Annotated in this window: 24 protein-coding genes, 1 tRNA gene, 1 pseudogene and 1 riboswitch; of the genes and pseudogenes, 13 read left to right on the top strand and 13 right to left on the bottom strand. The window is 56.8% G+C overall.

All coding sequences use genetic code 11. The features are described 5' to 3' along the window. Positions 1-217 precede the first annotated feature (217 nt). The 4 genes from LKR43_RS00205 to LKR43_RS00190 are packed head-to-tail and all read left to right on the top strand — an operon-like array spanning position 218 to position 5,336. Positions 218-1,084, top strand: a complete 867-nt coding sequence (locus LKR43_RS00205; RefSeq protein WP_227681770.1) for a c-type cytochrome — start codon at positions 218-220, stop codon at positions 1,082-1,084. A 16-nt stretch (positions 1,085-1,100) separates the two neighbouring features. Next, positions 1,101-2,465 (top strand): cbb3-type cytochrome c oxidase subunit I, encoded by a 1,365-nt coding sequence (locus LKR43_RS00200; protein ID WP_227681768.1) that lies wholly within the window; start codon positions 1,101-1,103, stop codon positions 2,463-2,465. Continuing rightward, positions 2,449-3,291, top strand: coding sequence for a CbbQ/NirQ/NorQ/GpvN family protein (locus LKR43_RS00195; protein WP_227681766.1), 843 nt, complete (start codon positions 2,449-2,451; stop codon positions 3,289-3,291). Before LKR43_RS00200 ends, LKR43_RS00195 begins: the two co-directional genes overlap by 17 nt. 17 nt (positions 3,292-3,308) lie before the next feature. Then, on the top strand, positions 3,309-5,336 hold the full coding sequence (locus LKR43_RS00190) for a nitric oxide reductase activation protein NorD (RefSeq protein ID WP_227681765.1): 2,028 nt from the start codon (positions 3,309-3,311) through the stop codon (positions 5,334-5,336). Between the two features lie 78 nt (positions 5,337-5,414). Here LKR43_RS00190 and LKR43_RS00185 read toward each other — a convergent pair whose 3' ends face one another. From LKR43_RS00185 to LKR43_RS00155, 7 genes are all read right to left on the bottom strand, one after another. Then, complete coding sequence (locus tag LKR43_RS00185) at positions 5,415-5,546, bottom strand: entericidin A/B family lipoprotein (RefSeq protein WP_227681763.1); 132 nt, start codon at positions 5,544-5,546, stop codon at positions 5,415-5,417. Positions 5,547-5,643: 97 nt separating this feature from the next. Further along, a complete protein-coding gene (locus LKR43_RS00180) occupies positions 5,644-6,618 on the bottom strand; it encodes a tripartite tricarboxylate transporter substrate binding protein (RefSeq protein WP_227681761.1) in 975 nt (324 codons plus the stop codon). A gap of 16 nt (positions 6,619-6,634) precedes the next feature. Further along, a complete protein-coding gene (locus LKR43_RS00175) occupies positions 6,635-7,585 on the bottom strand; it encodes an SMP-30/gluconolactonase/LRE family protein (RefSeq protein WP_227681759.1) in 951 nt (316 codons plus the stop codon). Then, positions 7,569-8,369 carry an SDR family NAD(P)-dependent oxidoreductase gene (locus LKR43_RS00170; RefSeq protein WP_227681757.1) on the bottom strand — a complete coding sequence of 267 codons (801 nt, stop codon included), beginning with the start codon at positions 8,367-8,369 and terminating at the stop codon, positions 7,569-7,571. Before LKR43_RS00170 ends, LKR43_RS00175 begins: the two co-directional genes overlap by 17 nt. A gap of 15 nt (positions 8,370-8,384) precedes the next feature. Beyond that, positions 8,385-8,945, bottom strand: a complete 561-nt coding sequence (locus LKR43_RS00165) for a carboxymuconolactone decarboxylase family protein (protein WP_370632040.1) — start codon at positions 8,943-8,945, stop codon at positions 8,385-8,387. Beyond that, positions 8,946-9,530 carry a DUF4286 family protein gene (locus tag LKR43_RS00160; RefSeq protein ID WP_227681755.1) on the bottom strand — a complete coding sequence of 195 codons (585 nt, stop codon included), beginning with the start codon at positions 9,528-9,530 and terminating at the stop codon, positions 8,946-8,948. Between the two features lie 16 nt (positions 9,531-9,546). Next, the gene (locus LKR43_RS00155) at positions 9,547-10,422 is read right to left on the bottom strand and encodes an amidohydrolase (RefSeq protein ID WP_227681753.1); all 876 of its coding nucleotides are present in this window, start codon (positions 10,420-10,422) and stop codon (positions 9,547-9,549) included. A gap of 107 nt (positions 10,423-10,529) precedes the next feature. Between LKR43_RS00155 and LKR43_RS00150 the strand changes: the two genes are divergently transcribed. Then, a complete protein-coding gene (locus LKR43_RS00150; protein WP_227681751.1) occupies positions 10,530-11,429 on the top strand; it encodes a LysR substrate-binding domain-containing protein in 900 nt (299 codons plus the stop codon). Between the two features lie 28 nt (positions 11,430-11,457). Here LKR43_RS00150 and LKR43_RS00145 read toward each other — a convergent pair whose 3' ends face one another. Genes LKR43_RS00145 through LKR43_RS00125 form a run of 5 tightly spaced genes read right to left on the bottom strand, consistent with a single transcriptional unit; the run spans position 11,458 to position 16,447 of the window. After that, positions 11,458-12,744 (bottom strand): TRAP transporter large permease, encoded by a 1,287-nt coding sequence (locus LKR43_RS00145; protein WP_227681749.1) that lies wholly within the window; start codon positions 12,742-12,744, stop codon positions 11,458-11,460. After that, positions 12,741-13,301, bottom strand: a complete 561-nt coding sequence (locus tag LKR43_RS00140; protein ID WP_227681747.1) for a TRAP transporter small permease — start codon at positions 13,299-13,301, stop codon at positions 12,741-12,743. The genes LKR43_RS00145 and LKR43_RS00140 overlap by 4 nt, the downstream gene beginning before the upstream one ends. A 14-nt stretch (positions 13,302-13,315) precedes the next feature. Continuing rightward, a complete protein-coding gene (gene dctP / locus LKR43_RS00135) occupies positions 13,316-14,308 on the bottom strand; it encodes a TRAP transporter substrate-binding protein DctP (protein WP_227681745.1) in 993 nt (330 codons plus the stop codon). Positions 14,309-14,333: 25 nt separating this feature from the next. Continuing rightward, positions 14,334-15,269, bottom strand: a complete 936-nt coding sequence (locus tag LKR43_RS00130; RefSeq protein WP_227681743.1) for a hydroxymethylglutaryl-CoA lyase — start codon at positions 15,267-15,269, stop codon at positions 14,334-14,336. Further along, entirely contained in the window at positions 15,266-16,447 is a 1,182-nt protein-coding gene (locus tag LKR43_RS00125; RefSeq protein ID WP_227681741.1) for a CaiB/BaiF CoA-transferase family protein, read from the bottom strand. The genes LKR43_RS00130 and LKR43_RS00125 overlap by 4 nt, the downstream gene beginning before the upstream one ends. A 94-nt stretch (positions 16,448-16,541) precedes the next feature. Between LKR43_RS00125 and LKR43_RS00120 the strand changes: the two genes are divergently transcribed. The 4 genes from LKR43_RS00120 (at position 16,542) to crcB (ending at position 19,497) form a co-directional block, all read left to right on the top strand. Further along, the gene (locus LKR43_RS00120) at positions 16,542-17,492 is read left to right on the top strand and encodes a LysR family transcriptional regulator (protein WP_227681739.1); all 951 of its coding nucleotides are present in this window, start codon (positions 16,542-16,544) and stop codon (positions 17,490-17,492) included. A 94-nt stretch (positions 17,493-17,586) separates the two neighbouring features. Further along, positions 17,587-17,671, top strand: a tRNA-Leu gene (locus tag LKR43_RS00115). A 143-nt stretch (positions 17,672-17,814) separates the two neighbouring features. Beyond that, positions 17,815-18,882: a site-specific integrase gene (locus LKR43_RS00110; RefSeq protein WP_227681736.1), complete on the top strand. Its 1,068-nt coding sequence runs from the start codon at positions 17,815-17,817 to the stop codon at positions 18,880-18,882. Between the two features lie 87 nt (positions 18,883-18,969). Beyond that, positions 18,970-19,032, top strand: a riboswitch (Fluoride riboswitch). A 90-nt stretch (positions 19,033-19,122) separates the two neighbouring features. Further along, on the top strand, positions 19,123-19,497 hold the full coding sequence (crcB, locus tag LKR43_RS00105; RefSeq protein ID WP_227681734.1) for a fluoride efflux transporter CrcB: 375 nt from the start codon (positions 19,123-19,125) through the stop codon (positions 19,495-19,497). A gap of 286 nt (positions 19,498-19,783) precedes the next feature. Here the strand turns inward: crcB and LKR43_RS00100 are convergent, their stop codons facing one another. Continuing rightward, positions 19,784-22,213, bottom strand: a complete 2,430-nt coding sequence (locus tag LKR43_RS00100) for an AAA family ATPase (RefSeq protein WP_227681732.1) — start codon at positions 22,211-22,213, stop codon at positions 19,784-19,786. Between the two features lie 513 nt (positions 22,214-22,726). Here LKR43_RS00100 and traJ point away from each other — a divergent pair. The 4 genes and pseudogenes from traJ to LKR43_RS00080 form a co-directional block, all read left to right on the top strand. Continuing rightward, positions 22,727-23,104, top strand: a pseudogene (traJ, locus tag LKR43_RS00095) (conjugal transfer transcriptional regulator TraJ); the annotation flags it as partial. Between the two features lie 155 nt (positions 23,105-23,259). Then, a complete protein-coding gene (gene trbK, locus LKR43_RS00090; protein ID WP_227681730.1) occupies positions 23,260-23,502 on the top strand; it encodes an entry exclusion lipoprotein TrbK in 243 nt (80 codons plus the stop codon). Between the two features lie 8 nt (positions 23,503-23,510). Then, positions 23,511-24,896: a P-type conjugative transfer protein TrbL gene (trbL, locus tag LKR43_RS00085; protein ID WP_227681728.1), complete on the top strand. Its 1,386-nt coding sequence runs from the start codon at positions 23,511-23,513 to the stop codon at positions 24,894-24,896. A 102-nt stretch (positions 24,897-24,998) separates the two neighbouring features. Then, positions 24,999-25,190: a transcriptional regulator gene (locus tag LKR43_RS00080; RefSeq protein ID WP_227681726.1), complete on the top strand. Its 192-nt coding sequence runs from the start codon at positions 24,999-25,001 to the stop codon at positions 25,188-25,190. Positions 25,191-25,256 lie beyond the last annotated feature (66 nt).

Below are 25,256 nucleotides of genomic sequence, written 5' to 3'. Positions count from 1 at the left end.
ATGCAAAGAGCCGATCTTCAGGTGCTTTTTTGCGGCCTTCGTATCCCGAATACTGAACAGCAATGGAGGGGGCGCCATCATGCAAGCAGACGGGTTGTACAGAATTGCAAGAGTCGTAGGATGGGCGGTGCTGGCCTTAATGGTCAGTGCCATTTTTTATGCCTGTATTACGGGCATACGTTACTGGTCCGGTATCGGCGTCTAAAGGGGCACAGCCATGAACAAGCGCCAGACGCGTGTGTTTGCCGTTGCCTCGACAGCCATTGCTACAGTTGTTTTCCTTGGCCTCACAGTCGACAGCCACCGGCAATTCCCCACGCTTACCAATTCCGACCAGATCACCGACAGTGTCGTACGAGGCCAGGACGTCTGGCACGACTACAACTGCATCAACTGTCACACGATTTTCGGTGAAGGCGCTTACTATGCGCCAGACCTCACCAAGATTACCCAACAACGCGGCACGCCGTACCTGACCGCCTTCCTGAAAGACCCATCACAGTTTTACAACGAAGAAACACACCGGCGCATCATGCCTAACCTGGGGATGGCCGACGACGAAATTGCCGACGTCATTGCCTTCATGGACTGGGTCAGCAAGGTCGATAACCAAGGCTGGCCGCCCAGGCCCATACTGGTTGCCGGGGGCTCCATACCCGGCACCGACCTTAGCCTGAGCCAACAGAAAACCGAGGGCGAGGCCGAAGCCCGCAGCTTGCCGCCAGGCGCACGGCCGGTCAGCGACGACAACAATCCCATTGCGCTGGGTGAGGCGCTGTTCAAATCGGCCGTACCCACTTGCGCTGCCTGTCACAGCATGGCGCCAGGGGTCAACCTGGCCGGACCATCGCTTGCAGGCATGGCCACTACCGCCGAAAAAACCATCCAGTCGCCTGATTACAAAGGCAAGGCCACAACTGCGGAAGAGTTCATACGCGAATCAATAGTCGAACCCAGTGCCTACCTCCATCCGGGTGCCATGTACTCGGCCGGCGGCACCTCGTTCATGCCTCCAAGCTATGGCAAAGACCTTAGCCCCGAGCAGATCGACCAACTGGTCGCCTACCTAAGTTCGTTCAAATAACCGCCCAGGAGCCGCCATGCGTTACAGATCTCAATCCGTCGCCTACTGGTATTTTGCCCTGGCGCTTATTCTGTTCGGCCTGCAACTGGTGTTTGGCCTGCTTTCGGCAGCCAAATATCTGGGTCCCGACCCCTTGCTGAACATCATGCCCTTTGACGTCACCAAAACGGTGCACACCAACCTGCTGATTGTCTGGGTGCTGACCGGCTTCATGGGAGCAACCTACTGGATCGTCGCCGACGAATCCCGCAGCGAAATCCATAGTGTGAAACTGGCCTACATCCAGCTGGTCCTGTGGGCCATCATGGGCGTCACTGCCATCATCAGCTATTTTTTCGGCATGGGTACCGGCAACAAGCTGCTGGAACAACCGCTGCCCAACAAGCTGCTTATCGTGGTCTGTATGTTGATATTCCTGTACAACATCGCCATGACCATCAAGCGATCGGGGCGGTTCACCACCACCGAAGCCGTGCTGCTGCTGGGGCTCGGCAGCTCGGCCCTGCTCTATATCCCCGCACTGCTGCATTATTCCAACTACGTCGTGTCTATTTATTATCGGTGGTGGACCATACATCTGTGGGTGGAAGGCGTATGGGAAATGATACAAGGCTCCTTTCTGGCCTACCTGCTCATACGCCTTTCGGGCGCCGACCGGGAGGTCCTGGAAAAGTGGCTGTACGTCATCGTGGGGCTGGTCTTCATCGCCGGCATTCTGGGTACCGCCCACCACTACTACTGGGTAGGTGTGCCAACGTACTGGCTGCCGCTGGGTGGTTTCTTCAGCGCGCTTGAACCCGTTGCCCTGGTCGGCATGGCCATGTATGCGTACTTCGCCATTCGTCGCACAGGTATCCGCCATCCCAACATCCTTGCCCTGCACTGGGCCGTAGGCAGTGCCGTCTTCACCCTGTTTGGTGCGGGTCTGCTGGGGCTGGCGCACACCTTCCCTGAAATCAACAAATGGACGCACGGCACCCTGATCACTGCCATGCACGGCCATGCTGCCTTCTATGGCGCCTACGTAATGATCGTGCTCGCCGTCGTCAGCTATGCGGCCCCCACCCTGACCAAGGGCCGGCCCGAAGAAGGCACCTCGCTGGGCATGTGGGCGTTCTGGCTGCAAATTGCAGGCATGTTCGGCATGACACTCTCCTTCGCGACCGCCGGTATCGGCCAGGTATATCTGGAACGTGTGCTGGGTATAGGCTACCTCGACGTACAGCTGAAGATACAGGTGCATTTCCTGATGCTGGTGGCAACTGCCTCAATATTCGTCATCGGCGCCATACTGTTCATTTACGACTTCTTCCGTTATCCGCCCAGGCAGGAACCCGAAGGCGACACGCAGAAACCCCTGGCGCATGAACAAACCCACTGAGGGCATCACCTTGCAGGCAGAACAGGGCGGCGGGCTGGCGTCGCCGCCCGCCACCGAACCCTTCTACCTGCCTGCCCACGATGAAGTAACACTGTTCGAGCAATGCCATCGGAATAAGCTGGCCGTCATGCTCAAAGGCCCCACAGGCTGCGGCAAGACCCGTTTTGTCGAGCATATGGCCTGGAAACTGCAGCGCCCCGTGGTCACCATCTCGTGCCACGACGACCTGACCGCCAGTGATCTGATAGGACGCTATCTTATAAGGCACGACCGGACCATCTGGCAGGACGGGCCTCTGACCGCCGCCGTACGTGCCGGAGCCCTCTGCTACCTGGATGAAATCGTTGAGGCACGCCAGGATACCGTCGTCGTACTTCACTCTCTGACCGACTACCGACGCACCTTAAGCATAGATAAAACCGGCGAAGTGCTGCAGGCAGCGGCAGGCTTTCAGCTGGTGGTGTCGTACAACCCTGGCTACCAGCGCATGCTCAAGGACTTGAAACCCAGCACGCGCCAGCGCTTTGTCACGCTGGACTTCAATTTTCCACCCGCCGACCAAGAGGCCAGTATCGTTGCCCGTGAAAGCGGCATCGAGGCAAGCCAGGCGCGCGCCCTGGTGGAACTGGCGCACAAACTGCGCGGCCTGCAGGATCGCGGCCTGGCCGAAGTTCCCAGCACACGCCTGCTGGTTGCCACCGGCCAGCTGATCGCGCACGGCATACCGTTGCGACGCGCCTGCCAGGTGGCACTGCTGGCCCCCCTTTCCGACGACAGCACCCTGGTCGGGGCCATGAACGACCTGGTCGAGCTGACCTTTCCCTAGACGACGGCGATTGCAACATGGCTGAAGCGGAAGACGTCATCACCGATGCCGCCCGGCACGCCACCATCTACGCCCGCGACCTGTGGATACGGCAGCGCGGCAAAGCAGACGCTCCACGGCCCATCGTCCTGGCCCAGGTCGCACCCCGCCTTGACCTGCTGATCAATGCCATCTTCGATCACTCCTATCCCATCCGGGTGGCGCAGCCCCCTGCCACCCCCACACTGCTGACCCGCCTGTTTCGCCGGCAAGACGTCACGCCATCAAACCAGGCCTTGCCGGCCACCAACGGACAGGCCATCTGGTTGCCCAACACATTGGACAGCACCATATGGGACGAGGCTGTGGTGCGCTTTCGCACCCTGGCCTTGCTGCAGGCCGTGCGTGCCTTGCGTGGTAGCGCAAACGTGCTGGTCACAATGCAGGAATCAGACGAGCCACGTATTCGCGCCCTTTACCTGCTGCTGGAAGCACAGGCCTGCGATCATGAACTGGTCAGACGACTGCCGGGCATGGCGACTGCTGTGGCGGTGTTGCGCAAGCAAGCATTGGCCAACCGGCCTTTACCAGAGCGTATTCCGGCCGCCTGCCGGCCCATAGAACAACTGGTTCGGATCACGCTTACCGCCGGCTTGAACAGTTCGTCCGGCCTTCCGGTGTGCGCATCTCCCCATCAATCGCTGGCGCAGGCTCGCAGGCTGTATCAGCAAACCGACTGGGCGGACAAAGCCCCGCATGCACAGGCCCTGTACAAAGATATATGGACGGGTGATCTGCTTATGCCATCCGCGCAAGACATCGAAACCCTGGAGGACAGTGCCACGACCGACCCGGCGCGCACTACCCCGCGCAGCGCCCGCCTGCCCCGACGCCCGAAAGAGCGCAAGGCCAGTGAAAACGAAGATGACGAACAACAAGGGGTATGGATGGTCCAGACCGCCGACCCCCTGGAGAAAGCCGAAGACCCCATGGGCATGCAGCGGCCGGTTGATCGGGACGAGGACACTGCCGCCGAAGAATACGCAGATGCCTTGTCGGAACTGGCCGAGGCCAGGTTGGTCAGAACGCCCACCCCCGCCAAGGAAGTTCTGCTGTCCGACGATCCACCAGACCGGCAGGCTACCGCTCGCGCCATCGCAGCAACGACTGCCCAACGCGTACTGCATTACCCTGAATGGGACTATCGCCAAAGTGGCTACCGCCATCCCGGTGCCGCCGTACATTTACTGGAGGCCGAGACGGGAGCGCAAGGCTGGGTAGACAAAACCCTGAACGAGCACCGCAGCATGGTCCACACCATACGCCGGCACTTCGACGCCCTGCGCCCTGAACGGCTATGGCTGCACCGGCAGGCAGATGGCGATGAAATAGATCTGGACGCATGGATCGAGGCAGGCGGCGACGCTCGCGCCGGACTGCCCGTGGCCCAGAACCTCTACCGCCAGCAACGCCCGCAGGTACGCAACCTGGCCATTATGCTGCTGGTCGACATCAGCGGATCGACCGACTCATGGTTAAGTGGCAGCCGGCGCATTATCGATGTGGAGCGCGAAGCGCTGCTGCTGGTGACCATTGCCCTGGAACAGATGGGCGAGCCTTGTGCCATTCAGGCCTTTTCCGGAGAAGGCCCACAAGGCGTGACAACAAGACAGATAAAGGACTTCAATGAAGCGCACGGCCCGCAGGTGGCGCTGCGCATCGCCGCCCTGGAACCACAACACTACACGCGCAGCGGTGCCGCCTTGCGCCACGCTACCGCACAACTCATGAAGCAACCCGCCCAGCATCGCCTGCTGCTATTGCTATCCGATGGCAAGCCCAATGATATGGATGAGTACGAGGGACGCTACGGCGTGGAAGACACCCGCCGCGCCGTGATCGAAGCGCGCATGCAAGGTATTTTTCCGTTTTGCCTGACCATAGACCGGCAGGCCGCCCGATACCTGCCCGGCATGTTCGGCGCCGGGCAGTACGCCTTGCTGCAGGAACCTGTTGAGCTGCCGCGGGCCCTGCTTACATGGCTACGCAAGCTGGTGGCGCGGTAAGGTCGGGTTATTGCACGACGCGGAAACCGCAGTTGCTGGCGGCAGCACTGCTCCGCCGCAACATACCTGACTCAGCATCTAGCGGGTCTTTTCCTGAATTTTCTCGCCGCCGCGTTCGATGTCTTCGCCAGCGCCGTGAAGGGTATTGGTGCAACCGCCGGCAAACGCCGCGATCGCAAGCAGAAGAGGCATCCAGATACGCATTTTCATATGTTTTCTCCCAAAGTGTGTTTAAGCACGTATGGACATTTCACAGTAAGCGAAATGTTTGAAAACACAGGAGCAAGCAGCGTGCCTGAAGCGCACGCTACTCATTGACAGTAATACCTTCCGCCTTGATCACATCCGCCCATTTTTGAGTATCAGCGTCGATAATTTCCTCGAACTCATCCGGCGTTGTCGGTGTGGCTTCGATACCTGATTTTTTGACATAGGCCTGCACGGATTCGCTGGCCATGGCCGCGCGCAGAGCAGTGTTCAGGCTGTCTACGGTTTCCCGTGGCGTGGCCTTGGGTGCAAACATGCCGTACCAGTTGTTGGCGTGTACGCCCTTGATACCCAGCTCATCGAAGGTCGGCACATCAGGCAACAGCGCAGAACGCTTGGGCGCGGCGATACCTATCGGGCGCACACGATTGTCGGTGATGAAGGGCATCAGCCCCGAGATATCGCCGAAGAAACCACCCACCTGTCCACCCACCGTGTCGGTGATGGCAGGTGCCGCACCCCGATAGGGTACATGCAGGATATCGGCCTGGGTTGCCGCCTTGAGCAATGAAATTGCCATGTGTGGCATGCTGCCGACGCCGGACGACGATAGCGTGGTGGTGCCGGGCTGGTCTTTTGCCTGCTTAAGGAATTGCTCGACACTCTTGATGTCACCCTTGGCAGGCACTACCAATACCTCTGGGGTGGATACCAGCATGGTGACAGGCTGCAATTCCTTCTTGGGGTTGTAGACCAGCTTGGGATAGAGCGGCGGATTGATCGCAATCGCACCGGCCGAACTCAGAAAGAGCGTCTTGCCATCGGGTGCCGCACGTGCCACATAGCTGGCGGCAATCGCACCATTGCCACCCGGCTTGTTCTCGACAACGACGGTAGTCTTTAACTCGGACTCCAGCTCCGAGGCCACCACGCGGGCCAGGGTATCGGCCGGACCGCCCGCCGGAAACGCCACCACTACAGTGGTCGGAGCCTGAGCCTGGGCACCGGCTGCCATGGCAGCAAACGTAGCCGCGCAAAGCGCTTTGGCCACAAAAGATTTCTTGTAGGTCAACATTGTTGTCTCCTGGTTGTTATCCGCCCGCCACACCTTGTGTATTCACATACAGGGCGTAAACGGATGTGCATGAAGCCATGAATAAACGATTGCGATGCTTGCCGCCAAAACACAGATTGGCGCATCGCTCCGGCAGGCTGATCTGGCCGATCAGCCCACCATCCGGTGCAAAAATCCGTACGCCGTCCAGCTCTGGCGTACCCATACCCCACCCGCACCACAGATTCCCGTGGACGTCCACACGGAATCCGTCGGGTGTACCGACACCCGCATCAAACAAAACTCGCGACGGCCCCACGTTCTGGCCGTTGGCTGCAACCGAAAACGCCAGCACATTACGCGGCCGTGCGCGTGACTCCACCACATACAGAGTCTGTTCATCGGGTGAAAATGCCAATCCATTGGGGCCCTGGACCTGATCACTTATCAAGGAAAGCTCCAGCGTATCGCCATCAATGCGATAAATGCTGGCCGGCAGTTCCTGCTGCGCCCGCTCGCCCTGGTAGTAACCTACGATGCCAAACGGCGGATCGGTAAACCAGATCGAGCCATCAGACTTGACCACAACATCGTTGGGCGAATTGAGCCGCTTGCCCTTATAGTGGTCGGCCAGCACGGTGATGCTGCCGTCGTATTCGGTGCGTGTCACGCGTCGACCCAGATGCTCGCAAGTAATCAGTCGCCCCTGGCGATCCCGCGTATTGCCATTTGCATAGTTCGAGCTCTGACGAAACACATGGCTCTGCCCCGACGTTTCATCCCAACGCACAATGCGGTCATTGGGCACATCGCTCCAGAGCAGATAACGCCCGTCACCAAACCAGACAGGCCCTTCCGCCCAACGGCACCCGGTCGCAATACGTTCGATCACGGCCAAAGGCAGGATCAATTCACGAAAACGCTCATCCAGAACCTGAATGGCGGGGTCGGGATATCGTGAACTGAGGTTGTCAGTCGCAGCGAGCACTCATGCCTCCGTCCACAACCAGTTCGGTCGCCGTGATGAAACGCGCCTCGTCAGAGGCCAGGAACACGACGGCATTGGCAGTATCCAGCCCGTCACCCATGAAAGGCAAAGGAATGCGTGACTGCCGCTCCGCCAGCAGCTTTTCAACGTCTCCGCCCGACCGTTGCCCTGCCAGACGGGTTTCCACCATAGGCGTATGCAATTGACCGGGTATGACCGTATTGCAGCGTATGCCCTTGGGCGCATGCTCGATTGCGACCACGCGCGACAACTGAATCACACCCGCCTTGGCACTGGCATAGCCAACCTGTGCTGAACCTGTCCAGCGTATGCCAGAGGTCGAAGCGATATTGACGATTGCACCACCGCCTTGCTCCGTCATGGCCGGCAGCACATATTTGCAGCCCAGAAACACGCTCTTCAGGTTGTAATCCAGCTGCGCATCCCAATCAGACTCGGGCAGCTGAACCGGCCCGCCCTTGCGTGACCCGCCTACATTGTTGACCAGAATATCGACACGGCCATAGCGGTCAAGACAGGCCTGCACCATGCGCTCAACCTCATCAGCCACAGTCACATTAGCCAGGTGGGTGGTGATATCCCCGCCCACTTGCTCGACCCTGGCAACCGTTTCCTCCAGCGCATCGGCACTCAGATCTACCGCAAACACACGCGCCCCTTCCTGGGCAAAACGATAGGCAATCGCCCGGCCGTTACCCCAACCGGGGCCAACGCTGCCTGCTCCCGCCACGATTGCTACCTTCCCTTCCAGACGTCCAGCCATACCGGGCTCCTTCACCTATTTCTGTTTGTCGAATTGCAGCGGCTCGCCGTCGGGCAAACCAATGTTGAATACCTTGAGCGTCATTGAAATCAAGGTGTAGTAACCGGCCAGCCCCACAAGGTCGACCAGCCTGTCTTGTCCCAGCACTTCAAGCACACGCTGATAAAGCGCATCGGGAATGCTGCGCTCATCCACAATGGTTCGAACGAAGGCATAGACCAGGGCTTCATCTTCATGCTCAAATTCGGGCTCACGTCCCGCACCGATCGCATCTGCCACATCGGCCGAAAGGCCGGCCTTCAATGCAATCGGATAATGGGCCCACCATTCAAACTCTGCCTTCCACAAGGCACCCATCGTCAGGATGGCCAGCTCGGATAAACGCTGCTCCAGACTGGAGCCGTAGCGGCAATATTGGCCCAGAGCCTGCGCATGCGCAGCCAGCTCCGGCCTGTGCAGCCAGACGGCCAAGGGTCCACGCACGCGTCCGCGCGGCCCCGATGCAATGGCGTCATATACCGCGCGCTGTGCATCGGACATCAACTGAGGATCGGGGGGTAAAAGGCGTTGCATCATTCAGTCTTCCTTTTGCAGGGCAATACGCCGAAACATCGTGCGGCTGGTGTTCACGAAATTGGGACGGACACGGGAGCTCCAGTCAGTGGCGCGAACCTGCAGCCATGCCGGTGAACCAAAGGTTTCCTGTGTCTGCAAGTCGTAGGTCGCGTAATACCGGGGCTGGCCAAAGCACGCGGTGTAGCGTTGTGCCTGCACCGTTCCTGGCACGGCGGCCAGCCCGGGCATATGCTCGGTGTCGTACCAGGCATTGAAGTCTGCTTCAGCCTCGGGCCTGACATCTGTCTCGACCACATAATGCCAATGAGCCTCATGCCCGGCCGCTGCACCAGCGCAATGCAAGCCCGGCTCCAGCAACACGCACTGTGCCCCGGAATCATTCGCCTGCAGGTCTTGCTCAAGCGCCTGCACATTGGCCGGATCAGGTGCATCTTTCAAAGCCACGTACAGATAGACGCCGGCGGCATCCACACGCTCAAAGGCCTGGACGGCAACACCCTGATCGCGCGCCAGGGAAAATTGTTCCAGTCGTTGCAGCGCATCGGCACACTTGCCGGACCCGGAAAGCTTGATCAACAGAATCACGGTACTTCACCCTTAATCAAAGAACCGACTCGTCGAACCGGTAGAGTTGCTGTGGATTATCAACAAGTATGCGCTTGCGATCCGCCACGTCCGGACACAGGCTCAGAAATGTATTCAGCAGCTGGCCGTCATCGGGCATCTCGCCCTGTACGTTCGGATGCGGCCAATCGGAACCCCACAGAAGCTGATCAGGCATGGCCTGGATGAGTGCACGTACGAATGCATAACCATCGTCGAAAGGACGTTTGCCCGTCGTTGATATGCGATCTATGCCCGACACCTTGATCCAGGCCGACCGGTTGCCCGCCAGCGCAAGCATGTCCTGGAAAAGCGGTGCATCAATACCATGGGCAGCAGAAACGCGGCCCATGTGATCCAGCACAAACGGTACTGGCAAGTCCTTTAGCCGGGGCAGCAGCTCCGGCAAGGAGCGGCTATCGCTATGAATGCAGATATGCCAGCCCAGCGGGGCGATCATCCGGGCGATCTGTTGCACCTCATCCCATGGCGTATTTTGCAAATGCGCCATGAAATTAAAACGCACACCACGCACGCCCAGGCGTTCAAGCCTGGCAAGCTCGTCGGCGGTAACATCGCTGCGCAGCAGAGCCACGGCACGATATTGCCCCTTCCCACGCGATAAGGCGTCAAGCACCGCTGTCAGATCGTAGCCGTGACAACCTGGCTGAACCAACACACCACGCGCAATGCCCAACCGCTTGTGCAAGCCCAGCAATGCATCGAAGGGCGCATCGTGCGGTGTGTAGGGACGCTCGGGCGCGAAAGGAAAACGGGCTGCAGGCCCGAAAATATGCGTATGCGTATCGCAAGCGCCATCCGGCAAGCGCGTCAGTACTGGCTCTAGTTCTGCCAGCGGTCGGGGTTCATTCATGTGCAAGTTCTTGATGGATTCAATTACGACATGATGCCCCCCGCCGTTCGGGGCAACAAGGTTGATTCTGGTACTTCAGATATAGAGTTTTCGTATATCATGGCCACATGAACCTGAAGCAAATTCATTATTTCATTGTGGTGTGTGAACAGCGCAGCCTGTCAGGCGCTGCCGATGTTCTGGGCGTAGCGCAGCCCACCATCAGCCGTCAGGTTCAATTATTGGAAACCGAGCTGTGTCAGCATCTGCTGCGTCGCACCGGACGTGGCGTAGCGCCAACCGAAGCGGGTTTGCGCTTTCTGAACCATGCCAGAGCCATACATAGCCTGGCGTCCGAGGCCAAGCAAGATCTGCTGGCGTTTCGTTCATCCATGCAGGGTAAAGTGCGGCTGGGTCTGCCGCCACGGATCGCGCGCCGCCTGGCGCCTCATATCGTCCACGAGTTCCGAAAATTGCTGCCCAACTCTTCCATTACCATCACCGAAGGCTTGAGCACCGTACTGCGCGAATGGATCATAGGCGACAAGCTCGATCTGGCCCTGCTCTATGAGCCTCCGCCGTCCGTGCTGATGAGCTGCACCACCATTTTCAGGGAAGAGCTGGTCCTGGCCTATACACAGGGCGCAACCCCCACGCCGCCGCGACAAGTCCGCGTGGCCGACCTGATCCAGTATCCGCTGGTATTGCCCAGCGCCCCCAACACCATACGTGACCTCGTCGATCACACCTGCCGCGACCTGGGTGTCGGCCTGAACATCGTTGCAGAGATTGACGTGGTGCATTCCATTGTCGAGACCACGGCACAAGGCGAGGTATTCACCATCATTCCCCGTTCGGCCATCAAAGACCTGGCGGGACACGATGCTCTGGCCTATTCAACCATTGTGGAGCCGACCATCCGGAACAACCTGACGCTGGCCATGCCCATTGACGGCAGCAACAAGAAACTGGCCAGTGCGACTGCGGATATCATCCGCAGTCTGGACCTGCTGCACTACCTGAGCTGACGCCCATTCAGCATTTTGCGTACGTCGCTTACCTGCCCAACATGGTCTGTGGCAGCCACAGCGCCAGGCTCGGCACCAACAGCACCAATATCAACACCGCCGCCATCAGGGCCACATAAGGCAGCGCACCCCGTATGATGGGTCCCAGCGTCGTGTTGGTAATGGCCTTGATCGTGAAAAGATTCATGCCCACAGGTGGCGTAATAAGCGCGATTTCAAGGTTAATGACCAGCAACACGCCATACCAGATGGGGTCTATGCCCAGCTGTATCATGGCGGGAAGAATGACCGGCATTGTCACCAGGATGATAGCGATGGACTCCAGGAACATGCCCAGCACGAGAATAAGCAACATCATGATGGCAATGAAGCCCATGGCGCCTACGTCCATGGCAACCAGAGACTCCACAATTTGCTGAGGCACACGCATCTTGGTCAGCACATGGCTGAACACGGTGGCGCCCGCGAGTATCATGAACAGCATGGCCGACAAGCGGCAGGCATCTTGTGCCGAAGCCCACAGGTCGCGCCAACCTATGCTGCGATAGATCACGACGGTTACGAACAAGGCCAGCCAGACGCCTCCGGCTGCCGCTTCGGTGGCGGTAAACACCCCCAGATACATGCCGCCAAGCACAAAGATGGGCAACAGGATGGACCAGATAGACTTGCGCAAAGCCTGGAGCATCTCGGCACCCGTGGCGCGAGGGTCACGCTTGATGTGGGTTTGCGCACGAGAGCAGCGGAACACCGCCCAGGCCATGAAGACCAGCGCCATGATGATGCCGGGTATGATGCCGGCGATGAACAATCCACCTATGGAAGTATCGGTGGTAATGCCGTACAGAATCATGGGGCCGGATGGCGGAATAAGTATGCCCAGGGTACCCCCGGCCGCCACCACCCCGTATGCCAGCCGAGGCTCGTAGCCGTAGCGCAGCATCTGGGGAATGGCGACCGCACCGATGGTCAGTGCCGTCGCCACGCTGGAGCCCGAGATCGCCGCGAACACCGTGCACGCCAATATGGTGGCGACCGCCAGGCCGCCTGGCAAATGACGTGTAAACGTATACGCAGCATCGTACAGATCATCAACCACTTTGCCGCGGATCATGATGTGCGCCATCAGGGCGAACAAGGGAATGGCCACCAGCAGGTAATGATTGAGCTCACCAAAAATAATGCTGACCACCGAGCCGAAATTGCCCTGCACCAGCAACAGCAGACCGCCGCCGAACAGGGTCAGGCCCGCAAAAATGGGAATGCCCGTAAACAGCAGAATCAATAATGCGATCAGAATGGCTATGATGGTCACAGTGCGTCTCCCACGGGCTCATTGGGCGTTGCCGAACCCGCCAGGGCGCGCCAGATCATTTCCAGCGCCACCAGGCCAAGCAGTACGCCACCCAAAGGAAGAAACAGCTGCAAGGTCCAGACTGGCAGTTCCAGGTGGCCTTCGGTCAGGGAACCTATCATGTGCGACAGCGCAACGGCCTTCCAGCCATTGATGATCAGCAACGCAGCGACCAGAATCACCGACACGCTGGACCAGATGGCCGCCCACCTCGCCCAGCGCGGCGATAACATACCCACCAATATATCAACCCCTATATGGCCGTTCTTGCGCAGGACATCGGGCGCAGCCAGCATGACGATGGCCGTGAGTGTGAAAGCCACCAGTTCATCGCCGCCGACAATGGGCGAAGAAAACACATACCGCAGCAGCACGGCACCGCCTATCAGCAGCAAATCCATGAGAATGAGCACGCTGGCGATGGCCATGCCAAGCTTGCACAGAAGGCCGACCACAGAGGCGTACGCGCGCAACAGCGGGCCGTCGTCGTGCCCGACGGGCGTCTGATCTTGCAACATAAGTGACCCCGCGCTTACAGCGCCTTGATCATATCGATCAGTTTCTGACCTTCGTCACCGGTGGACTTCAGGAACTCGTCACGCACTGCTGGCTGCATGGCTTCTTCCAGGGCTGCCATTTGCTCGGGTGTGAGTACGGTTGCCTTCATGCCCGCATCGTTCAGCTTCTTGATTTCGGCCGGATCCACACCTTCGTGCGTAATCAGGGAAGACTGCACCGCCTTGTCGGCCGCACGGGTAATACCGGCGCGCACCTCTTCGGGCAAGCCATCCCACCAGTCCGGATTCACCACCAGGTTATCGAAGACCACAAAGATGGGGGTGGCGGCGCCGAAATCCTGAACCTCGTAGAATTTGCGCGAGCTGGCCGCCTGCACGCCGGTCAGGGCCGCGTCGATCACTCGTGTTTGCAAGGCCTGATAAACCTCAGAACCAGGCATGGAGACCGACACCGCACCCATGGAGCTCAAGCCGGCATCAAACAGTTTGTTCAAGCCACGGATTTTCACACCCTTGAACTTCTCGGGGCTGTCGAGCAGCTCGGTAGAAGAAGTGAAGATCAGGTCATTGGTGTCGACGATCCAGGCGATATTGCGCACGCCCTTGTCCAGAAACTTCTGATCAAGAATCTTGGCCGGCTCCGAACCCAGGAAAGCCTTTTGCTTGGCCGGGGCGCTCATCAGGAACGGGATCTGCGTGACCGCCAGCTCGGGCAAACTGCCACCCCACTGAATAGTCAGGATGATGGCTGACTCGAGCTGGCCACCCGCCACCGCAGCATGGTGCTGATTGGGCTTGAACAACTGCGCCGCACCAAACAGCTGGACCTCGACCTTGTTGTCGGTTTCCTTGGCGACATCTTTGGCGAATTGCTCAAGCCGTATGGAAGTGTGGTGCGTAGGCGGAAACTGATGACTGACGCGCATCGTGTAGTCGGCCGCTGCTGCAATACTGGTCGATACCGCAAACGCCAGCCCGGTCATAACGAGTTTATTGAATAACTTCATACCTTCCTCCGAATGGAATTGTTATTTATATGGAAACTTTAGGCAGACCTGAACGAGCCAGACCACCGTACAACTTTTCTTCTGGCATGGTGCGAGCCAATATGCTGCGCACATCCACCAGTGCCTCGATATCAATCCCCGTAGGGAAACCCATGCCCTCGCACAGAAACACCAAATCTTCAAACACCACATTGCCCGTGGCACCCGGCGCGAACGGACAACCGCCCAGCCCACCCAGCGAACCATCAAGCAAACGTACACCCTGATCGAGCGCGGCTGCGGCATTGGCAATGGCCATACCACGCGTATCGTGCAAATGTACGCCCAGGGGCAAATCTGCCACCAGTTTGGCGGAAGCCGAGAACAGCTGGGCCACATCGCGCGGCCCAGCATAACCTACCGTATCGGCCAGTGCCACCACGTCAGCACCGGCCTGCGCGCAGGCTTCGACCAGGCGCAAGACCTCGGCATGATCGACCCGGCCCTCTATGGAACAGCCGAAAGCCATGGCAATGCCAGCCGTTATCACCGGCCCATCCGGGCCCGCCGCATCACGCATGGCAACAATGCGCGCAAGCATGTCGACCGCTTCCTGACGACTGCGCCGCGTATTTGCCTGACTGTGCCCTTCAGTTGCCGAAATCACAAACATGATGTCGTCGACATTGGCCTGCAAGGCATCTTCGGCACCACGCTCATTGAGCGCCAGTGCCGTGGCATAAGCCCCCTTGCCCTGAACGGCCGACACAATAGCACGGACATCGGCAAACTGCGGAAAACGGCTGGCGGGCAAGAAAGAGCCCGCTTCAAAATACCGCACGCCCGCTGCATACTCGCGCTCTACCCACTCTTGCTTGGCAGCCGTGTCGGGAAACTGACGCACCAGCTGCAGACCATCACGCAGACCCACCTCGCGCAGCGACACCCGGTCGGTGGGGAAAACCTTGGCAGCGCGACTCATGCCGACACCTTTTCACCACGCGCCGCGGCAATCGCGCCCGCATCAAGGCCCAGCTCGGCCAATACTGCATCGGTATCCTGACCCACGCCAGGCACATCGCCACCGCCGGTCAACATCTGGCCATCGACCTCGAAAGGCAGCGAAGGCGCGCGGAAAGTCGAACCATCGGCACAGCGCGAGACCGCCATTCCGCCAGGACGCATCACATGCGGATCGTCATACATATCGGAAGGCTTGGCGATAGGCGAATATGGAATGCCCTGCGCCTCGAACTTGCTGCCCAGCTCGCGGGCATCCATGCCGGCAATCTTTTCGGCAATGATGGGCAGCGTCCAGCTGCGTGCATTGATCTGATCCATACGCGTAGCCAACCGTGGATCAGACAGAAACTCGTCCAGACCCAACAGCGTACAAACAATATTCCACTGCCCTTCCGTTACCGCACCCACAAAAATCTGCTCGCCATGAGCATCGGTGAAAATATCGTAGATGGGCCAGGAGAACTCGCGCTCGGGCATGGGCGGCGGATTCACCCCCTCGAGTTCGTACTGCACCATATGCTGCGCCACCAGCAGCAGACAGTTCTCGAACAGCCCCACCCGCATCTCGCGCCCCGTGCCGGTTTCCTTGCGCTCAATCAGCGCCGCCAGCACTGAAAACGCCGCAAACAGACCGCCCATAATGTCATTGGCAGACGAACCCACACGCAAAGGCCGGCCGGTTGGCCCCGTCATGTAAGCCAGGCCCGTCATCATCTGCACGACCTCGTCGAGCGCCGTGCGATTCTGGTAAGGGCCAGACAAAAAGCCCTTGCACGAAGCAATAATCAGCTTGGGGAACTGACGGCGCAGCTCGTCCGGATCCGCCCCCACCTTGGCCATCGCCGAATCGCGGAAATTCTCGACAAACACATCGGCAGTTTCCAGCAAACGATTCAACGCCGCCTTGCCTTCCTCTGTTTTCAAATCCAGCTGCACCGACTTCTTGCCGCGATTGAACAGCGGGAACATCGGGCGCCCCATGCCATTCAGACTGCGCGTCTTGTCGCCAGCCGGCGGCTCAACCTTGATGACCTCGGCCCCCAGAAAGCCAAGAAACATACCGCAAGACGGCCCCATAATCATGTGACTCATCTCGACAACCCGCAACCCTGCCAGCGGTAAAAACGACTGATCCATGCCTAAGCTCCTATATCTTGCGAGCAGACTAGCATTGTTTTCTTTCTCAGAAAATTATATTGTTTCAACAACCGCATTCTAAAAAGTTGAGACCATGGACTTGAGACAGCTGCAAACCTTTGTCGCCATCTATGAATCGGGCGGCATTTCGCGCGCTGCCGAACGCGAACGTACCGCGCCGTCTGTGCTCAGCCACCACCTGGCCAACCTGGAAAGCCAGTTTCCCAAACCCCTGTTCGTGCGCAACCCGCGCGGCCTGCTGCCCACCGAGTACGGCGAACGCCTGTACGCCCACGCCGTGCAGATTCTGCGCACCGTTCAACTGGCCCAGGAAGACATACACAATATGTCAGGCGAAATCCACGGACAGGTCGCCATAGGCATGGCCTACACCGCCCTGCACGGCATAGGCAAACAACTGATGCGCACCGTGCTGGACGACTACCCCGGACTTTCCCTGATGGTGTCCGAAACCCTGTCGGGCAGCACCATTACCCAGATGATGGAAGCGCATATAGACCTGGCGCTGGCCTACAACCCCACACCCGACCCGCGCATCAAGGCCACCGCCCTGCTCGAAGAGCGCATGATCTGCATAGGCAAGAAAGAAATCATAGGCAATACGGCCGCCCCCATTACCGTGAAAGCCCTGCTGGACCTGCCTTTCGTGCTGCCACGACGCGGCACCATGGGGCGATCCATCATGGACGACCCCAGGCTGCAGAAACAATTCGAACAACGCGCCAAAATGCAGACCGACAACGTCAACGCCGTCAACCTGTTCGTGGAAGAAGGCCTGGGCTGCGTCATAGGCAGCAAATCATATTTGCGCGAGCAACTTAAATTCGGCGACGTGGCCTACCGCGACATCGTCAAACCCGAAATGCTGCGCACCCTTTTCCTGTGCGAACACAGCGACAAACCCCCATCACGGGCCGTTGAGCTGATGCGGGAAATCGTCCTGCGCCTGATCGCCGCAGAAGTGAAGGCCGGCAACTGGGCGTGCGAGCGAGTATTGCTGGAGCCCGAGGGTTGGCCTAGCTGAGCAATGTGACAGCAGCCCTGCGAAAATTCAAATCTGTGCGTATAATTACGCCTTTCTGCCACGCCCTGTGTTCTTCAGGGCGATCTGCTTGAATGCCCGGGTGGTGAAATTGGTAGACGCAGGGGACTCAAAATCCCCCGCCGCAAGGCGTGCCGGTTCGATTCCGGCCCCGGGCACCACTCTAAAAATCTTAATAAATACAATGCTTTAGAGCGGTTTCAGTTCTTACCTCGCAGCCGGGGGATTTTCAAAGTTTGCGACTCAGGTACAGTTTCGGTACAGTGGTGAAGCGCCGAGTGCACTTTTCGGAACTTTGATTCGCATGGCAACTATCGTTAAAACCCCTTCTGGCACCTGGAAAGCCGTCATTCGCAAGACCGGCTGGCCGACTGCGTCCAAGACCTTCAGAACCAAACGTGATGCTGAGGATTGGGCCAGGCGTACCGAAGATGACATGGTACGGGGTGTTTATATTCAACGAGCACCTGCAGAGCGAATGACGGTTGAGGCGGCGCTGAAGCGATACTTGCGGGAAGTGACGCCCACCAAGCGGGAATCGACCCGCGTATCAGAGCACAAAAAGGCACGGCCACTGCTGCAACATCTAGGAAAATATTCACTGGCCGCCCTCAGCGCCGACGTCGTTGCGCAGTACCGCGACATGCGCCTGGCTGGTGATCCTGGTGAAAACGACAAGTTGGTTCCACGCAGCAATAACACCGTGCGGCTGGAACTGGCGCTGCTGAGCCATTTGTTTACTGTGGCCATCAAGGAATGGGGTATCGGGTTGCCCTTCAATCCAGTGTCCCAGATCCGCCGCCCTGCTCCTGGTGCTGGCCGGAATCGCCGGCTGACACTCGCAGAGAACAAGCGCCTGCTGGTTGCTGTGGACGCTTACTCGAATCCAATGTTTAGCTGGATTGTCCGGATAGCCCTGGAAACAGGAATGCGGCTGTCGGAGATTGGAGGCTTGCGGCTTAGCCAAGTTGATTTGCAGAAGCGGGTTGTACGGCTGGGTATTACGAAGAACTCGTCTCCACGGACTGTTCCGTTGACGAAGGCGGCTACGGCCTCATTTCAGGCCGCGATGGATAACCCGATTCGGCCGCCTGAGACGGATCTTGTGTTTTTTGGTGAGCCAGGCCGTGATGGAGTGCGACGGCCCTATCTGTTCGATAAGGCATGGACTGACGCCAAGAAAGCGGCTGGGCTGACGAATTTTCGGTTTCATGATCTGAGGCATGAGGCGGTTAGCCGGCTGGTGGAAGCTGGATTGTCAGATCAGGAAGTCGCTGCCATCAGCGGGCATAAGAGTATGCAGATGCTGAAGCGGTATACGCATTTGCGAGCTGAGGATTTGGTGGGGAAGCTGGATAAGCTGCGTGACTAAGTGACTGTTTTCGGCCAGAAGCAGACTTGTCGAGTGGTAAGTGCCTCGGCACGTGACACAAACACTTCCAGGGCAATATAATTTGAGCCGTGTGATGGGAATGGAGCTTCCCGATAACCGCCCGAAAGGGCCGATGGCTCCTACTGCTCGGGCGCATTGCGCCTGCTCGCGGTAGGTGCGTCACATACCCGCCGCTGGCGGGTTTTTTGTTGCCCTAATTTCAACTAACGAGGCAGCAAAATGGAATTTCTACTGGTGTTTTTGGGTGGCGGGCTCGGTTCGGCAATTCGCCATGGAGCAAACGTTCTGGCAGCTAAATTCTGGGGAGTTCAGTTTCCCGTCGGCACGCTATGCATCAATATCCTGGGTTCATTCGCCATGGGGTTAGCCATGGAGTACTGGGCGGTGAAGAGTGGCTTACCTCAGCAAGCAAGGCTATTTCTCACGACTGGAGTTATCGGCGGTTTCACTACATTTTCTACTTTCTCATTGGAGGTTGCACTTTTGAACTCCAGGGGGGAGCTTATGCTGGCAGGTTTGTACATTGTGGGCTCGCTAGTCCTTGGAATCGGGGGGTTGTATGCGGGAATGGCACTCGTGCGATTGGCGACATAGTCCAGACAATCCGCGTGACTCAGTAAAGCTAAGGCGTATGCCCGCTTTGGGTTGCGACATTAGTGATAGGCCTCAATCGGCCAGAAACTGTCGGTCAGCATTTGTTCTTAGCTGACCGCTTCCAGGCTGGTTGCTGTCAGCCAAGACAGAACGAGCAATGACTGTTGATGCGCAAGACAGTCATCGAACTGAGGCCAGCAGCCATCTAGGAATAGCTGGTCTATTCACTGTGAAATAAAAAGTGCCCTAACGGGTGCTTTGTTTTAGGGTGGCTGGATTGAAAAGGTCAATCAACTCGCTCAGGCTCGCCAATGCTCTTCAAGAGACAGTTGTATTGCACCTTATCTGAGGCATAGAGCTTTTCCAAGACATAGTTGGCAACCTTGGCAATCTCTGGGATTTCAACAGGTCTGAAGCCTCTGTCTGGAACCGCCTCTAAGTGTGAGAACTCGTTGTTGAGACGATTGATGAGTGCAACGGCTGTGTCTTCCTCTTTACCCAAAAATTTCTTGATTCGTTCAAAGGAGTCGTTCTTGTTGTCGTGGTATGGAAACTTGAAGAACAAGAATGCCTCCAGGAATTTGCGCAGATTGTTGCCGAAGCCAAAGAATGGCTCGTGGTTTTCTGCTGCGGCAGCTTGGTCCTTGCACTTATAGATTTGGTGGAAGAGGTAATGAAATTCGGTGATGTAGTCTTTGAGGTAAGACGGCATAAGCATGATGTTGCTTGAGGCGCCGTTTCGCTCAATCATGAAGTGTTCATGATCGCTGACACTCTTTGCCTTTACCCCCTCTGCTGCTGGCAGCTTCTTCATGGGAAAGGAAAGGCGTTTGAGGTACTTCAGAAAGTCCAAGTTGTGTGTGGAGATGAACAGTTGCTTGTAGCGGTACGAATTTGAGCCATCTGGCTTCTTCACTGGCTTGGTGATCAAGCTTTCAATCAAACTGAACATGAAGAAGATGTGATTGCTATCCAAGCTTGAAATTGGATCGTCAATGTAAATGATTAATTCTTTGCCTTTACTCTCTGGAGCTTCAAGTTTGGCCATGAAGTAGCAAAATGCGATGAGACTGCATTCGCCCTCAGAAAGGTTGTAAGCGGCGTTGCCATCTCGCGTGATCTCAAACTTGACGGTGGCTTTGTCGGCGTCGTCACGAACTTCTAGCTTGATGCCGTCGTGGCCGAAGAAATTGTTGAGCAACTCATTGACTCGTATTGCCCCTTTTCGCTCATCCTTTTGTTTGGCCCTCAATGCCTGGATTTCAGCCTCGGCTTCACGAATCTCTTCTTCTGCATCGGTGAAGGCCGTGCTTGCGGTATCAGCGGTGGTCTTGAGGGTGGCGATCCGGCCTAGTTCCTTGTCATAGGTTATGGCCTCCGCAAAGGCGAACACATCAGCTAAGCGAAGAGCCTCTCTCGCACTGGCTTTATCCTCTTCCAACGTGGCAGTCTTGCCGTTGCTCGTGTCGATCAGAGCATTGATGTCGGCAACGTGCTTTGCGATTTCCTTGGCATCATGGGACGGAGTCTTGAGAGTTGTAGGCTGGAACAGGTTCTTCTTCCGCGTCTCAAGCGACTTCTTCAGCACCTCCAGGTCCTTCTGGTAGACGGCCAGTGCTTGAGACAGGGCTTTGTTGCTGGTTTCAAACGCGGTGCGTTCGTCGGCGTAGAACTGCGAACCTGTGAAGGTGTTGAGTCCTGCGATGGTGCCAATTTCGTTCGTGACTGACGTGATAGCCGCATCCAAGGATGTTTCCAGATCGCCAGACTCCTTGCTGAAATGCTCATCGAGCACCTGCCAAATGTCATGTGGCAAATCCTGTCGGCAGAAAGCACATGTATCGCGCTTGTCGCGGTGGTGCCCCATACCCTGCTTGACCCAGAGTTGTAAGGCACTGTCTTTGAGTAATTCCTCAATTGCCTTGGTTGGCGTGATTGTCTTGGAAAGTAATGGTTCAGCAATGGCCGTCAAGGACTCCAGCTTGAGGGTAACGACCAAGGTGTCGGTGATGTCAGGCAGGGCCTCCTGATTGAGCAGACTCAGTTTGACGGCCCGCTGCTCAGTCGTAAGGGTGACGAAGCCAGTCTTCTTGGTGGATGCAATGTCGCTTTTGATATGTCCAATGTTGTAGACAGCGCTGCCGTACTGACGGTTCTTCTTGATCTTGTCATTGGCATGGACACGCAGTTTTTCTTCTAGGTCTCTGGACGCAGTAGTGTGGGCAGACTTAGTGCGATCGCGCTCTTTCTTTTTGGCGTCCAGATCAAACCTAAGCCCTGCCTTGCCTTCCACGCTGCCAAGCCTAGCTTCAATCGCAGCGATGGCGTCGTCAATCTCTTTGTTCTGCTCACCCACGATGGCAAAAGTCTTGATTACGCCACCGGCTTCCTGATTGACCAGAAAGCTGAGGTTGTCGGTGACGAAGTCGCGGTTGTAGACCCGCACGTCGTAGTTGTGAGCTAGCAAGCCACTATGGGTGACAGCTCCTTTGTCACCTGTCAGGGTGAAATCCGAGTCAACATAGTTCTGAGGAAGTTTGCGAGTCTCCAGCGAACGGAAAACCCGCGAAAGGGTTGTCTTGCCTGAGTAGTTACGCCCGTACAGCACGTTGAGACGCTTGAAGTGCTGAACATTTTTGCCACTGTCTTTGACCGTTTTTTTCCAGTCCAAACCTTGGAAGCTACCAAATCTGGCTATGTCTATCTGATTGATCACCGACTCCGTCCCCCTATATTGGCCCGCAGACTGTTTGCAACAAAATGCTGCATCAGTCTACTAGACGCGGCCGCTGATGGTCTAGGGGCCATGCTCGTAAATAGTTGCCAGTCAGTCAAAACTGAATCGACCAGGGTTTCCTAAAGAGACTGCTGCTTGAATGAACTGCTTTTTTTTTATGGTGAATGACTGTTGTTTTGGAAAGATCTGCCATTCATGTTGCGAACTGCGAGAGGCAGCAATCGCTGCGAAGCAGCCATCGGACTCTCCAGATCGAACTACCGCTTTGGGTCGGAACCCGCCTGTCACAAGGAAAACATCTCAATCATGAGCATATATCAGTGTGCCAGAAAGGCCTGAACATTCAATCCATTAGATGCCATGACATAGTCCCTAAAGTAGTCCCACCTGCAAGCAGTCTGTCCTTCTTCACTTCCCCGTATTCGCACCTGACGGCGCTCAATGGGAATCCTGCCCTGTGGGGCCAGCGGCATACGCCGCAAGGGTTACGCCATGAGTAAACAGGTTACGTCCATCACACGCAAAACACAGGCGCCGATCAAGGTGTATTGCCTGCCTGATGAACGAGCAGAAATCGAAGCCATGGCGCGCAATAGCGGGCATAGTGTTTCGACCTATCTGCGCCTGGTGGGCCAAGGCTATCGGGTAACCAGCATCGTCGACTATCAACAGGTTCAGGAGCTAGCCAAAGTCAACGGTGATCTGGGTCGCTTGGGTGGGCTGTTGAAACTATGGCTGACTGACGACGCAAAGCTTTCCCCTTACGGCATGACGACGATGAGCAAAACCATCGTGAGCGTGCTGGACGAGATCCGTGCCAACCAAATGAGCATTCGTAAGGTGATGTCGGGAATCGTGGTCCCTTTAGCCGCTAAAAATTTAGCGGCTAAAGAACCAGAGAGAATTTTAGCGGCTGAAACTTTTGCCTCGGATTACCAACCATGATCATCAAACACGTCGCTATGCGTACGCCACGCAAAAGCAGCTTTGGTGACCTGGTTCGTTAACGCGCTAAGGAACCTCATATGTCGAAAACACTATCCATATTGTTCCTGGCTGCGTTTGTGCTCTTAGCCGGCTGCAATCAGCAGCCAAGCACGGTCGTACTTCCGGAGGTAAACGACCAAAACTGCCGACTAGAAATAAACCAGCAAATCAAGAATAAAGCTGCACGCCAGGAATTCGCCGGGCAGTGCTCACGGCGGTCCATTGGCATTGCTCCGACAGTCAAGCCAAAGAATTGGCTGGACCTCACTGACAAGAACTAGGTGATGACATGACAACACTACGCAAAGTCGCAATCACAGGTATTTTCCTATTGCTCTACTCCGCCGGTGCCGCCGCCCAGCTCACCAATCAAGGCATGCTCGACCAGGTCGTAACCGAATTCTCGACGCAGGCGGCAGGCTGGCAAACCGTGGTGATGAATGCCGCCATGTGGCTGTTCTGGACCTTGGGCATCATTTCGCTCGTGTGGACAGCTGGCATGATGATCCTGCGTAAAGCCGACATCGGCGAGTTCTTTGCAGAATTCATTCGATTTATCCTCTTCTTTGGATTCTTTCTGTGGCTGCTTAGAAACGGCCCCACCTTTGCTTCGTCGATCATCCAGTCACTACAACGCATAGGAGAACAGGCATCTGGCGTGTCATCCGTCACGCCATCTGGCATTGTTGATGTTGGATTCATGATCTGGAAGCAGGCGGTCTCCAACCTATCCGCCTGGAGTCCCATCGACAGTTTTGTCGGCGCGGCCCTGAGCGCCGGCATCATGGTGCTGTTGGCCGTAATCGCCATCAATATGCTGCTGCTTCTGGTCTCTGCCTGGATACTGATGTACGGCGGTATCTTTTTCTTGGGGTTCGGAGGTTCTCGTTGGACATCCGATATGGCCATCAACTACTACAAGACCGTGCTGGGCATAGCGGTACAGCTATTTACTATGATTCTGCTAATCGGCATCGGCAATGATCTGCTGTCCAGTTTCTACGCCAAGATGAGCAAAGGAACCCTCAATTTCGAAGAGCTTGGCGTAATGCTGATCTTCTGCGTTGCGCTTCTACTGCTGATTAATCGTATTCCACCTCTACTGGCTGGCATTATTACTGGCAGTGGAGTGGGATCAGCGGGCGGTATCGGCAACTTCGGCGCAGGCACGCTAGTGGGTGCCGCCATGGGCGCCGCCGGCATAGCGGCTTCGGCAGCAGGAATGGCCGGAGCTGCTGCCATGGGTGGAGCTACCAATATTGCCGGCGGCGCATCGGCCATCAAAGCGGCTTTCCAATCAGCGCAAGCCAGTATGAGTAGCTCTGGCGGTATGGATTCAGGCTTTAGTTCGACAGACGGCACACCTAATGAACGCACTTCCGATAGCGATGGCCCATCACCATTCGCGCAAGCGGCTGGCTTTTCCACGGAGATGGCGAAAGGCGTTGGATCTGTAGCAAGGAACAAGGCCATGCAGCTGGCGGAAGGCTTTCAAGAGAAGAGTAGCCAAACACTTGGTGGCCAAGTCGCCTCATCCATTCGAGCCAATATGCAGCAGAAAGGTACCGTGGCCTTTGGCGAAGGCAGCCTATCAGGCAATAATAAGCACGCAAATGACAGCAATGAAGTTGCAGAGTTCGTTCACCGCAGCTCATCGCAAGCCGATACGGTTTAATAGCCAGGAAACACAACAGGCCGGTAAGAAAATTTTGGCGGCTAAATTTTTTAGCCGCTAAAAACCTACTGACATCGGACGAATAAATATCAAAGGACGCCCATGCCACACACCGCTCACGAAGAGCCTTTCTTCATCACTGAAGAAATCGCAGAAGAAATGAAGGCTGCCGGTTATATTTTCGAGCCACCAGCCCATGTATCCACCACAAACGCCAGGGAACTATTCGGGCTGCGGGAAGGGGAAACAGTTGCGGAGGCAATAGCCCGCGCATCCACGGGATCAACAGAATAAAACCCATATTGGGTTCGATCACACCCAATTTGGGTATGTATTTTTGAGCTTGCTTTGTTTTTTCCT

This window comes from Pusillimonas sp. MFBS29 (assembly GCF_020687695.1).
Taxonomy (GTDB): Bacteria; Pseudomonadota; Gammaproteobacteria; order Burkholderiales; family Burkholderiaceae_B; genus Pusillimonas_C.
Note: the sequence above shows the minus strand (reverse complement) of the source record. Positions and strands in the feature narration are given on the sequence as shown.